Raw genomic sequence first — 13,644 nt, forward strand, 5'->3', positions numbered from 1 at the left:
TATGCCGCAGTTCTTTATCGATCGCCCGGTGTTCGCCTGGGTGGTTGCTCTATTCATCCTGCTGGCCGGTGCATTGGCCATTCCTCAGTTGCCGGTGGCGCAATACCCCGACGTCGCGCCGCCGCAGATCGAAATCTACGCCGTGTACCCCGGCGCTTCGGCGCAGACCATCGACGAGAGCGTGGTCAGCCTGATCGAGGAAGAGCTCAACGGCGCCGATCATCTGCTGTATTTCGAATCCCAGAGCAGCCTGGGCAGCGCGACGATCAAGGCCACCTTCCAGCCGGGCACCAACCCGGAGATGGCTCAAGTCGATGTGCAGAATCGCCTGAAAGTGGTGGAGTCGCGCCTGCCGCAAGCGGTCAATCAGCAAGGCTTGCAGGTGGAGAAAGTTTCCGCCGGTTTCCTGTTGCTGATCACCCTGACCTCCAGCGACGGCAAGCTCGACGATGTGGCGCTCAGTGATTACCTGGCGCGCAACGTGATGAACGAGATCAAGCGTCTGGACGGCGTCGGCAAGGCCCAGTTGTATGGCGCCGAACGGGCGATGCGCATCTGGATCGACCCGCAGAAGTTGATCGGTTTCAACCTGACCCCAGCCGACGTCAACGCCGCCATCGTCGCGCAGAACGCCCAGGTCTCGGCCGGCAGCATCGGCGATTTGCCGACACGCACCACCCAGGAAATCACCGCGACCATTCTGGTGAAAGGTCAATTGTCGACGCCGGAAGAATTTGCCGACATCGTCCTCAAAGCTAACCCCGACGGTTCCACCGTGCGCATCAAGGACGTGGCGCGGGTCGAGATCGGCAGCCAGGAATATCAGTTCGGCACGCGCCTGAACGGCAAACCCTCCACCGCCGTCAGCGTGCAGTTGGCGCCGGGCGCCAATGCGCTGAGCACCGCGACCCTGGTGCGAGCGAAGATGGATGAACTGGCGCGCTACTTCCCGGCGAACGTGGAATACAAGATTCCTTACGACACTTCACCGTTCGTCAAAGTCTCGATCACGAAAGTGGTTTACACCCTCGGCGAGGCGATGCTACTGGTGTTTGCGGTGATGTTCCTGTTCCTGCAGAACATCCGCTACACGCTGATCCCGACGCTGGTGGTGCCGGTGGCGCTGATGGGCACGTTTGCGACCATGTTGGCGCTGGGGTTCTCGATCAACGTGCTGACCATGTTCGGCATGGTCCTGGCCATCGGCATTCTGGTGGACGACGCCATCGTGGTGGTGGAAAACGTCGAACGGATCATGGCCACCGAGGGCCTGTCGCCCAAAGAGGCGACGCGCAAGGCCATGAAGCAGATTACCGGGGCGATCATCGGCATCACCCTGGTGCTGGTGGCGGTGTTCATTCCTATGGCGTTCATGCAGGGCTCGGTCGGGGTGATTTACCGACAGTTCTCGCTGTCGATGGCCACCTCGATCCTGTTCTCGGCGTTCCTTGCGCTGACCTTGACCCCGGCGTTGTGCGCGACGCTGCTCAAGCCGATTGCCAAGGGCGAGCACCACGAAAAGAGCGGCTTCTTTGGTTGGTTCAACCGTGGTTTCGATCGTTTGACCGAGTGTTATCAAGGTTGGGTGGCCTATGCACTGAAACGCACGGGCCGTTATCTGCTGATCTACGGCGTGCTACTGATCGGCCTGGGCCTGTGCTTCAGTCGCCTGCCCTCCTCGTTCCTGCCGGTGGAGGATCAGGGCTACACCATCACCGACATTCAGCTACCACCGGGTGCGAGCAAAAACCGCACGGTGCAGGTCGTGGAGCAGATAGAAGCTCACAACGCCACGGAACCGGGCGTCGGCGACAGCACAGTGATTCTCGGTTTCAGTTTTTCCGGCAGCGGGCAGAACGCCGCGTTGGCGTTTACCACGTTGAAGGATTGGTCGGATCGGGGCAGCGACGACTCGGCGAGTTCGATTGCCGACCGCGCCAACATTGCGCTGAGCCAAATAAAAGAAGCGGTGGCCTTCTCGGTGCTGCCACCGCCGGTTGACGGTCTGGGCACCTCCAGCGGCTTCGAGTTTCGCTTGCAGGACCGTGGCGGCCTCGGTCATGCCACGCTGATGAAAGCGCGCAGCGAATTGCTCGCCGCCGCCGAGAAAAGCCCAATCCTGATGAACGTGCGCGAAAGCGCGCTGGCCGAAGCACCGCAAGTGCAGCTGGAAGTTGACCGCAAACAGGCCAACGCGTTGGGCGTGTCCTTTGCCGACATTGGCAACGTGCTGTCCACGGCGGTCGGCTCGGCTTACATCAACGACTTCCCCAATCAGGGGCGGATGCAACGGGTGGTGGTTCAGGCTGAAGGCGATCAGCGCAGTCAGGTGGCCGATCTGCTGAAGATCCACGTGCGTAACGATGCCGGAAAAATGGTGCCGTTGTCGGCCTTTGTCCAGGCGAAATGGACCCAGGGCCCGGCGCAATTGACCCGTTATAACGGCTACCCGGCGATCAGCATTTCCGGCGAGCCGTCGCCTGGCCACAGCACCGGCGAAGCCATGGCGGAAATCGAGCGGCTGGTTGCGCTCGGCCCGGCAGGGTTGGGTCAGGAGTGGACAGGGTTGTCGTTGCAGGAACGCTTGTCCGGCAGTCAGGCACCGATTCTGCTCGGGCTGTCGCTGTTGATCGTGTTCCTGTGTCTGGCGGCGTTGTATGAAAGTTGGTCGATTCCGACGTCGGTGCTGCTGGTGGTGCCGCTGGGTGTGCTCGGCGCCGTGCTCGCCGTGACCTTTCGCGGGATGCCCAACGACGTGTTCTTCAAGGTCGGGCTGATCACCATCATTGGCCTGTCGGCGAAGAACGCGATCCTGATCATCGAATTCGCCAAGAGCCTGTACGACGAAGGGCATGACTTGATCGACGCCACGCTGCAAGCCGCGCGCCTGCGACTGCGGCCGATTGTGATGACGTCGCTGGCATTCATTCTGGGTGTGGTGCCGTTGGCGATTGCGACCGGGGCCAGTTCGGCGAGTCAGCAAGCGATCGGCACCGGGGTGATTGGCGGGATGATCACGGCGACGCTGGCGGTGGTGTTTGTGCCGGTGTTTTTTGTGGTGGTGATGAAGTGGGTTAAACGTTTAAAGAAGACGGACTGAACCATTCATTCTATAAACCGCATTTTTTAAGCCAATACAGCCCCGTGAACTGACAGATCTTACAGTTCACGGGGTTTGCATTCCTCTTTACGCTGGGTTCAACGCTCGACGACGTCGTTGAGCACGAGATGAACCCTCAGCGAAGGAATGCCCAGATGAAAAAACCAGCCAGTCGTACACCAAACGCCACTACCGGAACGTACACCGCATATATCGGTGAGCGCGGAAATTTTGTGGGCGACGAAAAAAAAATGAAATTATACAAAGACCCCGGTGACGGTCGCTGGTATGCAATGGCCACCCATAACGTTGAGGAAGACGAACTCCGTTTTTTCGATCTCGACATCATCATTCCTGATGAGGGAGCTGTAACGGACAAGGTTTATGAAATTGATGACGACTTTGGCAACCCGAAGACGGTCAAGGCGACCTTTTGGGAGCTCAATGGACCGGGCGCCAAGGCGTTCACAGCCACGTCGGGCCGTTTGACTTTTACCATCGACGAAAACACCGAGCATGCCACCGCCACCTTCGTGTTCGAGACAGAGGAACAAATCGTTACTGTGACCGAAGGCGGGTTCGACCTTGAAGGCTTCGACCCAAGCCTAATGGGGTCGATGGAACGCAAAGCGACCGGGAGCTTCACCGCTGACATTCAAGACGGCGAGCTCACGAAAAATTACAGCGCTGTTGAGTTTGACCTGACCGCGAGACCTGGTAACGACACCAATTTTCCAGTTGCGCATTGGTGGGCCTGGTCCAAACAACCCGGCTCCCCGAATGCCGTCATCGTCCTGTTTGTCGCCGATACGTTAGAGACCAACAAGGAATACACACTCACCCGGGACAGTGCTGAAGTTCGGGCGATGCACATCGATTTTGATGCCTCCGGGATTCGGAGTTACTTATCCATCGACGGGAAGCTCCGGCTCAACTCCGTCCCACCGGTGGGTTCATCCGAGGGAGCCTTGACGGGTTCCATCGATTTCGAAGCCGAACTCTCCGACGGGTCAAAAACCATCCATGTGCAAAAAGGCGTGTTCCATTTCGACGGCACAAAGCGTCCGTCCTGAGCATTTTGATAAAAGGTAAAAACCCCCACTTGCTGCATCACTCACGGCAGGGCTATGGTGCTGCAAAGCCCCTGACCGTGAGTCTTCATGCCCTTCCTCGCCCGCAGCCACCCTCGCCTGTCGGCCGCCGCCACCCTCGGTGTTGCGGCAGGCATTCTGGCTCCGGCCGATTCGATCATCAGCAAAATCCTGATTGGCTGGAACATCGGCGTCTGGACTTACCTGATCCTGATGTTCTGGCTCGCCGCCCGCGCCAAGGCCTCGGATGTAAAGCGCATTGCCGAGATCGAAGACGAAAACGCCGGGCTGGTGTTATTCGTGGTGTGCATTGCCGCGCTTGCCAGCCTCGCGACCATCACCTTTGAACTGGCCGGCAGCAAGGACCTGGAAACCACCCACAAGCTCCTGCATTACGGCTTCACCGCGCTGACGGTCATCGGTTCATGGCTGCTGATCGGGGTGATTTTCAGCGTGCATTACGCGCGTCTGTTCTACACCTGGAACGGCAAAGACTTGGCGTTGCGTTTCGCAGAAGGACTGGAAACGCCCAACTATTGGGACTTTCTGTATTTTTCTTTCACCATCGGCGTGGCGGTGCAGACGTCGGATGTGGGCGTGGCGACTCGGAGTATGCGCAAGATTGTGCTGGCGCAATCATTGATCGGTTTTCTGTTCAACACAGCCATTCTCGGGTTCTCGATCAACATCGCAGCCGGGTTGTTTGGCTGACCGCTGCACAAACGTTCTAGTCATCGTTCCCGGCGCGGGCGTTAAATTTGTTAGCATCCGCACAGGCATGACCGCTACCTGGTGGGCGTGACCGAGCAAGGTGTCCAGCAGTTCAATTGCCGGCGTGCCAGGCATCAGAGCACACCGGGCAAGGTGTTTTTGCTTGAGCCGGGGGACATCCACGATGGCGAGGCGCCCACCGAAGCAGGCTTTACCTACCGCATGCTGTACCTCGACCCGCAGTGGTTGCAGCGGGAACTGAGTGCGGTGTTCGAAAATGCGCCCGACAACAGCCAATTGAGTTTCGCCAGCACGTTGTCCAGCGATACGCGACTGGCCCACGCCACCATCCTGGCCTTTCAAGCCCTGCATGGCGGCGAACTGAAGATCGTCCGCCAGACCGCGCCTTCAAGGCCGCCTATGGCTTGGCGCCCCACGCCTATCTGGTGCAATTGCGCCTGGCTTCGGCCCGGCGAATGCTGGCCCGTGGCGAGCAACCAGCTACCGTGGCGATGGAATAGGGCTTTGCCGACCAGAGCCATTTGGGCCGCTGGTTCATCCGGGCTTATGGTTTCACGCCGGCGCTATACCGCAGGCGCTGCTCAAATCTTCCAGACGTTTGACGCAGCCTTTGCGAGGATCAGCTCCCAGGATCATCTACGGACCCGCTGTCATGTCCCCCACTTTCCCCATGCGGGCGTATTTCAATAGAGGCAGGAGCGTGCTGTAGCTTTGTTCAGTCTGGTTGCCGGTCGCGGTATAGCCGCGAGCGGCTATAAGCACATATCAGCAGACATCTAGCACGATCATTTTGTGATTGATTTCACAACTGCCAGCCCTTGTAAACTGTCAACAATGACAGTTTACAACCTGTTCAATAACAGGCTTTTATAGTTCATCCAGGATTAGGGCCGAACATGGCCTTTGGATACCTTACTTACCGTAACGGAGACCGAATCCATGAACGCTGTGATCAAACGCACCAGCTTTGCAGACGGCAACTACGTCACCGCCTCTGCTTTCGCAACTGATAAAGAAGTTCCAGAGTTTATTGCCACATCCCGACTGATCGAGAGGGTCAAAGCGGGCGTAAAACAAACTGAAGCAGTGTTAATTACTGCAATCCACCGGCCAGCCTCAAAAACAAAAGCGAAAAGCTTGCCTGCTCGGGAGCTGCATATCTCCATTCCCGCAGACTTCGCCGCGGGCGAATACGCATTGAAAAGTCGCGACGATGTTAGCTTCAGCTTCAAAGATGCGGACAACACAATCTACGAAGGTATTTCGGGCAGCATCGGGCTGGAAGCGCCCGTGGGAGAACATGTCAAGGGCAGCTTCAAAGTCGACCTCGAATTGCCAGACACCGACGGAAAGACCTTTCTTCTCAAGGGCAACTTTCAGGTACTGAAAGCGGGATAGTCCAATTTGGCATCAACAAAAAGGGCAATAAAAAGGGAAGCCAAAGCTTCCCTTTTTATTTAACACTCAGAACGTGTAATGAGCCCCCATGTTCACGCCAAAGTCCTTAGTGACATTGTCGCCTTTACTGGTATCCAGTTCAGCATGGAGTTGCCAGCGATCATTCAATGTCCACGAGGCCCCTGCCCCGACTTCCAACCGGCGGCCCGACAGGTCATTGTTGAACTTGTTATCGTTGACCCGTACTTCATTGTTTTTCACGAACTCATGAACGAAGGCTGCCCGAATGTGCGGTTGCAGTACGCTACCGTTGGACAGTGTCATACCCCGTCCCAGGGTTACGCCTGCCTTTCCAAGCATGGAACGCGTCGTGTCGGCGTCAGCCTTCAAACCATTATCCAGACTGAAGTCCTTGCCTTGCACGGAGGCTGCTTGCCATTGGGTAAACACTTCTGCGTAATACCCGTCCATGATGTCGATGTGTTTACCAAACTCGACCGATGCACTCGCGCCCAGGTTGTCGTAATGACCCTTGGTTTGCCTGCCGTCGCTCATCGTCACCTTTGCATCGTTGCGGAAATGATTGAGTTTGGCCACGGTATCCAGGTAGTAGCCGCTATCGCCGAGCCAGGTACCGTATAGGCCGATGGACGTACTATCGATCTCACCGGAACTGCCGAGACTCAAGTCGAGGTTCGACTTACTGTAGCCGGCAAAAACACCCAGCAATACTCGCTCGCCTGCAATCTGTACCGGGGTGTCGACCCCCATGGAAAACCCATACTGATTCTGGGTGTAACCATTACCGTAGGCATTGTTGCTGATGCTGTATTGACTACCGAAAGAGCGGACCCATCCCCCTGTTTGCCCACCGTTGACGCGAAGATCCCCCATCCGGTTGTTCAATAAAACGGTCTCGCCATAGATCACCGTAGGCGCTACGGCGGAAATCGCCATGACCGCACGGGTCGGAGTACTGACTACCGTTTTATCGGGTTGCAGGTACCAGTCATTACCTTCCTTGACCAGGCGGTAAGTAAATGCCCCGACATCGACCCGACCGTTTACGAGGGCGTACTGAGCACTTCCTGCAACGCTCTGCACCACCTTGATCGACGAATCAATGACCGGATCAAGGCCTGTGCTGGACACCCGCAACTGATGATCGCCGGCAGCGCTTTCGGTGACGTTCACCAGACCGCTGATACGCTTGTTGAAATCGGTACCAATCTCAAACGTGCCGCTGCCCGACAGATTGGCCACGTTCAGCTGAAAGTATTCCTGATCCCCTCCAAGCCGCACCCTGCCGCCATTGTTGAGCGTGAGATTGTTAACCGACTGGCTGTCGGTCATTTGCCACAGCGCCTGATTGCTGATGGAGAAGTTGGCTACAGTCACCTGCCCCGTCAAGTTGGCACCGTTATCCAGCGTCAGGCTGGAAACACTTTCAGCGCCAGCCCTGATATTCCCGATCATCACGCTTTGGTTGTTGATCGTTACATTGGCTACATCTTGAAAGTTGCCGTTGACCGTGGATGCGTGATCGACCACCACACTTGAGGCGCCCACCACGTCTCCCGTCATCACGCTCTGATTGTTGATCGTTGCATTGATGACACCTTGAAAATTGCCGGTAACCGTCGATGCATTGTTGACTAACACGTTTGAGGCGCCCAACACATTGCCAGTCATACTGGCGCGATTGTTGAGGGTTGCAGAGGTGACGTTCTGTAAATCACCGGTCAACGACGCATTGTTTTGCAAGGTAACGTTGGCCGAACTGCCTGGCGCAACCACGACGTTGCCAGTCAAGTTACTGTTATCAACCAGAAAACCGGCCGAGGCACCTGGGCCGACTTCAAGAATCGTATTGTTACCCGCGATCAGGCTCGAACCATTGCGTACTTCGATGTTGGCCACGGTGGGGAAATTCGGCGCATTGATGCCGACAACAATGGCCGAACCACTCTTGCCCTCTACCCGAGTTCTGTCCAGCACGATCGTTGTTGGAATGATCGCTGATGCCTGTGTGTCAGTCCCCACGGTCAAGCCGTTTCGACCACCGGTAATCGTGCTACCGCTGGCAGACAACGCACCCTCGAGCAAACGAATCCCAAAACTGTTGGCGCCCGTCCCTTCTACGGTCGAATTCTGAACGTTGATTTCACTGAAACGGTTACCCGCAATCCCGCCTTGCAAGCCTCGAACAACAGACTGGTCACGCAGGGTTACTGTAGAACCGCCGACACTTGAGACTCCACGCACGGCCGACATGCCGATGCCCGAAACACTGGTGACCGTTGAATTGCTCAGCGTGGCGTTGGCGTTGGTCAGGAAAATACCCTGGGCAAAACCACCTTCGCCTGCAGAGGTGGTGCTCGAGTTAGTCAAGTTGATCGTTCCTCCCGCAGAACTGGTGATACCGAGCGTTGCGGCACCGGAACCGATCAGTGTGGCGTTGGCTTCTAATTGCCAGTTTTCGAGAGGAGTATTGGAGTCGATAGACTGGCTGGTGCCCGTTGGAACGGTGGCACCCTGAACCAATGAAGAATTTAATACGAGGGACATAAACGAAAATGTCCAGAGGCCGATCGATTGTTTTGAGAATGGAAGTTGCGTCTTTGACCACATAGTTAAGTCCTACTCGATTGCATTCCGTCAGGAACGAGTTTCCGACTCAAACAGTGCGCGAGCCGGACTGAAACGGCCGCCAGACTACGGTCTACCTGTCCAGCTATATGTAGGAAAAATCTCTTTGCATGTACGACTTATCCATTTTTGTTGTGCGAGGCTCCGTATCAGGACGTACAACACTTCACCTCCATTGATGAAGACGACAACCAGTGCCGCCTCCATCAGTAGGAAGATTTACTTGAAGTATCGATTAAGGAGTTGGCTCAGGACGCTCCTGCTCGCAATACACCAGGCTTGAGTTCAAAAGCGCAACAGGCACTATGACTGCAGACTTAATCCCGTTAACCGTATATTCGATATTCGCATAGCGGGTTGGAGGACGTGTGCCCGTAGCTGGCAACTGGATCGTCCTGATCGCCGTGTAGTTTGTCAGCCTGAACTCCAGGTCCCCGGTCGGCGGCATGGTCGCCGTGGCGGTGATGCGTGTATTCGGGATGGCAGCCCCCCCCACCGCGTTGGTTACCCGGCCTTCAAACACCAGATCCACCGTGGCACCGGTCGGGATATTGGCATCGCGCCGGATCCTGATCCGCAGTTGGCGCGGTTGATAAGGCGGCATGGGGCCATTGGCCACTTGCGGGTGGTTGAGGCTTGGACAGTTGATGCTGGTAACGACGCGCTCCGGCACCAACGCAGTTGCCGACCGGAAGGCTGAAACAATAATTTGAGGTGCCGGCAAATTGATCACGATCGCGGTCACGTCGACTTTTGTCGTGACCTGCTGCTTCATCACATTATCGCTGCCAGGGTACCCGACGGTTATATATGCCTCTCTGGCGTCACCGCCTGCGACAGTGCCGTTACCCTCAACCCGAATCGTTTCCCAAGGCAATGTGGTTGTGACGGTTGTATCGCCCACTCGCACAGGTACCGGATCGCCAACCTGTTTGCCCTGGTAATAGAACGTTACAATTTCCCTGCCCGTTACTGGGCGACTGGCGTCAACCCATACTGGCCAGTTCATGGTCGCCGGCAGCCCTGCCTGTGCCGGACCAAGTGTGTTAGGAGGCGGCGGCGTTGTACCTGCGCCCTGAACCACCACTGGCCGAATATTAGGGTTTTCCAGTTCCGGCAGATTCGGTTGTTCCGGTCCGGCATAAGCCAAGTCTGTTACGCCAAATGCGGACGGCGAGACCGGATTGGGCGTGATGGTAGGGCGAAACAGTTCAAACCAGTATTCGAACTCCACTTCGTCGGCCCCATTGGGGTCTCCAAAAAGCTGGGCAAAAATGTCGTATTCCAGTTCGAACCTGAGTGGGCCTGGGGTGCCCGCGGGTGGAATTACTTGCTCAGGCAAGTTGATCGGTGCGCCGGCTTCGTTTGAGGTGATGTACGGGATGATTCGGTCACCGGGTAACGAGTTAAGTGGATGCTGGATTTCCATGATGGCTTTGGTCGGCGAGGCCACCGTCAGGAAAGTGATCGGTACACGGCCGTCGGTACCGGTGACGGGGATTTTCGGTGCTTCGAGTACCGGTGCCGGTGTCTTGACCCGTCTGAACATAGTGGTAATAGGCGAGTTGTTGCTGATGTTCCCTGGTGCATCTGTAATGTTGTAGGCGTAAAAATACGTGCCCTCGTCCAAGGCAGTCAGAAACGCAAGTGGAATATTGATTGCGCCCCCAACGGGCAGAGGGAAGCCTGCTACGGCGGCTGGTTGGCCCTGCATCAATGAAAAAGTAGTTTGTGTCGAAATATAGAAGTTGAGCCTGTCGAGGCCCGCTTCAAATTTTTGATAAGCGGTGGGAATGATCAGATTCAATCCATTGGCGTTGGCTGGATCATTCAACCAATTATCGTCGATGACGGCAGGAAAGGTAGGCCCCAAGACCAGCACAGGAGGCCTGTTGCCCGTACCGTTAGGCCCGCCTGGTTGTCGTTGATAAGCCGCCGTCAAGTCGACCAGAACGTCGGCAAACGGACCGGAGGTATCACTGTTATCGAAAGCGTCATAAATAATGAATGCCAGCTGATAAGCCGTGTACTCGCCATTTATGTCGAATCGCTCGCTCAGTCTATCGACAGATACATCGAACGTGATTGGGTATGTCCAGTCGCCTCCGGGCTGGTTGGCTTTTAATTGGGTTGCGACGACAAAAGTGGGATCGAATTCGACAGGGGTTTGACCTCTCGGAAACAAATGCAGTTCGACTCTAGCGCCGCCGTCTGGGCTCTTATCGTCAATATCGGCCAACTGCACCTTGATGAGTCGGTCTTCTCTTAATTGCTTATACGTCAGGCGATTATCCGGCAGTATGTCGAGAACGGTCGGTGGTAGAGCCAGAACACCGCCACCTGTTTTAACCTGCATATTCATTTTCGTATACCCCATCGATGAGTTAGATTATTGACCCACACACGTAATTGCCCGATAGAGAACCGCGCGACTGCTGACTGCATGCTCCGAGTATCAGGGAGTTACCCCTGAACTAAAATCCGGCACTGACGTCTTTCAACTTAAAACGCTGTTAAACACTTACAACTATTGCAGTCCCCTCAAATTACATCAGGGACCACAAAATGCTGACTCCCCGGAAATGACGCGGTCGATTTTTACCAACCCCGCGGCAGACTTTCCCATTGGGACGTTATTACGATAAAGGGAGTATCTGACCAAGGCCGAACCGAGCCCATCAATGGGCTTTATAAGTCTGTTGTACCGCATGAGTATGAAGTAGAAACCATCGACAGCCTCTTGCTCGGTCAACCGCTTGGTGAAACGAGTGAATGTATTCGGAATGGCGTCGACTCCGTTCAGCTTCCTGAAAGACTCCCAATCCAGAAAGCACTGGTCACCCCCTTTAAACTTGCCCGGTTGTCGCGGTATAAAAACTTGAATCCGCTGCCACATAGGCGGCATTGTTTTGCAATTGAGGTAACCCCAGAGAGTGGCATTGGGGAAAACCGGTTCCTTCAGGTTGATTGGAACCGGACGTCTTAAAGTGAAACGTTGTGGCAACGAAGTGTCTTCGTTTCCGTTATCTCCCAGTGTCACCCGATACCGGAGGCTGATTTCGCCAACGCGTTGAAGATACTGTGCCGGCAAATGGAACCGTGGGGGGATGGTTACAGGAACCAAAAAAGAATTGCTGTAGAAAAGCGTTTCAACCGTAACACCAGGTTCGAGCACCCAAATTTCCAACAAGTCGGATTTGCCGACCCCTTCGGATGGAAATTCCCACAGAGGGATGTTCAGGTAGACACCATTTGTTGAAGCGTCTGGAGGCAACAGAGCTTCCGGGTCGTTTGGATCCACCCCCTCTACGGTGAACCGGGAGGCAAGTACTCCAATTCCGCCACTATTTGTTGAAGCCATCTTTTGCTCCCGAGTTCGGAATTTTCCTGCACGACTGGAAGAAATTAGACCCGCTTATTTCGTACCCGCCTACTGTCAGATCTGACAGGTATTCAGACCGTTTGTCGGAATCTCTGTGCGTTGCGCACCATGCGGCAAAAATGCCTTGCTTGACGGGCGACCATTAATGGAGTCTTCTGAAACCGGTTTCAGCAATAAGCGTTTGAACCTGACAATAACAATAGAAAGGTCGTCCCTTGAACGATTTCTCCGCCGCCCAGCGCAGCCGCGTCACCATGCTCGACGTCGCCGAACACGCCGGCGTCTCCAAGGCCAGCGTCTCGCGCTTCATCGGCGATGACCGCGCCCTGCTCTCCGATGCCATTGCCTTGCGCATCGAGCAGGCGATTGCCCAACTCGGCTATCGCCCCAACCAGATGGCCCGCGGCCTTAAACGTGGCCGCACTCGCCTGATCGGCATGCTGGTGGCCGATATCCGTAACCCTTATTCGATTGCCGTGATGCACGGGGTGGAAACCGCCTGCCGTCAGCACGGTTACAGCCTGGTGGTGTGCAACACCGATCGCGATGACGAGCAGGAACGCCAGCACCTGGCGTTGCTGCGCTCGTACAACATCGAAGGCTTGATCGTGAACACCCTGGGCCACCACCGCGATGAGTTGCGCGAACTGCATCGGGAGATGCCGATGGTGTTGGTGGATCGCAAGGTCGAGCAGCTTGAGAGTGATCTGGTCGGTCTGGACAACCCGGCCGCCGTTGAAATGGCCATCGCCCACTTGCAGGAACGCGGCTATCGCGACGTATTGATGGTGACTGAACCATTTGACGGCACCAGCTCGCGGATTGAGCGGGTCAGCAGTTTCAAGGCGCAGATCCGGCAGCGTCCGACGCTGGCCGGTGCGGTGGTGGAAACCGGTAGCGAGCTGACTGCGCAGTTGAAAACCTTCCTGGACACCCCCGGCCCTGGTCCGAAAGCGTTGTTCTGTGCCAATGGCATTGCGGCATTGGCCGCCACCCATGCCTTGCGTGAGTTGCAGTGCGATCTGTTCGAGGATGTCGGGCTGATCGCTTTGGATGATCTGGATTGGTATCCGCTGGTGGGCAGCGGGATAACGGCGCTGGCCCAGCCTACGGCGGAGATGGGCGCGAGTGCGTTTGAGTGTTTGCTCAAGCGATTGCGCGGGGATGACGGGCCAGTGCGGACGATGGATTTTTCGGCGCGGTTGATGGTGCGGGGGTCGACGGCGTTGCGTGTTTCAGTTTGAGAACGCCTTCGCGGGCAAGCCTCGCTCCTACAAGGGCACCGCATCCCC

At 56.1% G+C, this 13,644-nt stretch carries 8 protein-coding genes and 1 pseudogene; 6 read left to right on the plus strand and 3 right to left on the minus strand.

Annotated elements, in window-relative coordinates:
• The first annotated feature begins 1 nt into the window (after position 1).
• The 5 genes and pseudogenes from ACA068_RS15905 (at position 2) to ACA068_RS15925 (ending at position 6,321) form a co-directional block, all read left to right on the plus strand.
• Positions 2 to 3,100 (plus strand): multidrug efflux RND transporter permease subunit, encoded by a 3,099-nt coding sequence (locus ACA068_RS15905; RefSeq protein WP_497303053.1) that lies wholly within the window; start codon positions 2 to 4, stop codon positions 3,098 to 3,100.
• A gap of 155 nt (positions 3,101 to 3,255) precedes the next feature.
• The gene (locus tag ACA068_RS15910; RefSeq protein ID WP_497303055.1) at positions 3,256 to 4,173 is read left to right on the plus strand and encodes a hypothetical protein; all 918 of its coding nucleotides are present in this window, start codon (positions 3,256 to 3,258) and stop codon (positions 4,171 to 4,173) included.
• Between the two features lie 87 nt (positions 4,174 to 4,260).
• Positions 4,261 to 4,902, plus strand: coding sequence for a DUF1345 domain-containing protein (locus ACA068_RS15915; protein WP_497303057.1), 642 nt, complete (start codon positions 4,261 to 4,263; stop codon positions 4,900 to 4,902).
• Positions 4,903 to 4,959: 57 nt separating this feature from the next.
• A pseudogene (locus ACA068_RS15920) lies at positions 4,960 to 5,525 on the plus strand (AraC family transcriptional regulator); the annotation flags it as partial.
• Positions 5,526 to 5,862: 337 nt separating this feature from the next.
• Positions 5,863 to 6,321 carry a hypothetical protein gene (locus tag ACA068_RS15925; protein WP_497303059.1) on the plus strand — a complete coding sequence of 153 codons (459 nt, stop codon included), beginning with the start codon at positions 5,863 to 5,865 and terminating at the stop codon, positions 6,319 to 6,321.
• Positions 6,322 to 6,387: 66 nt separating this feature from the next.
• Here ACA068_RS15925 and ACA068_RS15930 read toward each other — a convergent pair whose 3' ends face one another.
• From ACA068_RS15930 to ACA068_RS15940, 3 genes are all read right to left on the minus strand, one after another.
• Positions 6,388 to 8,889: an autotransporter outer membrane beta-barrel domain-containing protein gene (locus ACA068_RS15930; protein ID WP_497303060.1), complete on the minus strand. Its 2,502-nt coding sequence runs from the start codon at positions 8,887 to 8,889 to the stop codon at positions 6,388 to 6,390.
• Between the two features lie 316 nt (positions 8,890 to 9,205).
• Positions 9,206 to 11,332 carry a hypothetical protein gene (locus ACA068_RS15935; protein ID WP_497303062.1) on the minus strand — a complete coding sequence of 709 codons (2,127 nt, stop codon included), beginning with the start codon at positions 11,330 to 11,332 and terminating at the stop codon, positions 9,206 to 9,208.
• Between the two features lie 189 nt (positions 11,333 to 11,521).
• Positions 11,522 to 12,331: a hypothetical protein gene (locus ACA068_RS15940; protein ID WP_497303064.1), complete on the minus strand. Its 810-nt coding sequence runs from the start codon at positions 12,329 to 12,331 to the stop codon at positions 11,522 to 11,524.
• A gap of 236 nt (positions 12,332 to 12,567) precedes the next feature.
• On the opposite strand from ACA068_RS15940, the gene ACA068_RS15945 reads away from it, so the two are divergent.
• Complete coding sequence (locus ACA068_RS15945; protein ID WP_497303065.1) at positions 12,568 to 13,596, plus strand: LacI family DNA-binding transcriptional regulator; 1,029 nt, start codon at positions 12,568 to 12,570, stop codon at positions 13,594 to 13,596.
• The last annotated feature ends 48 nt before the right edge of the window (positions 13,597 to 13,644 follow it).

It is taken from the genome of Pseudomonas sp. LBUM1660 (assembly GCF_059695935.1).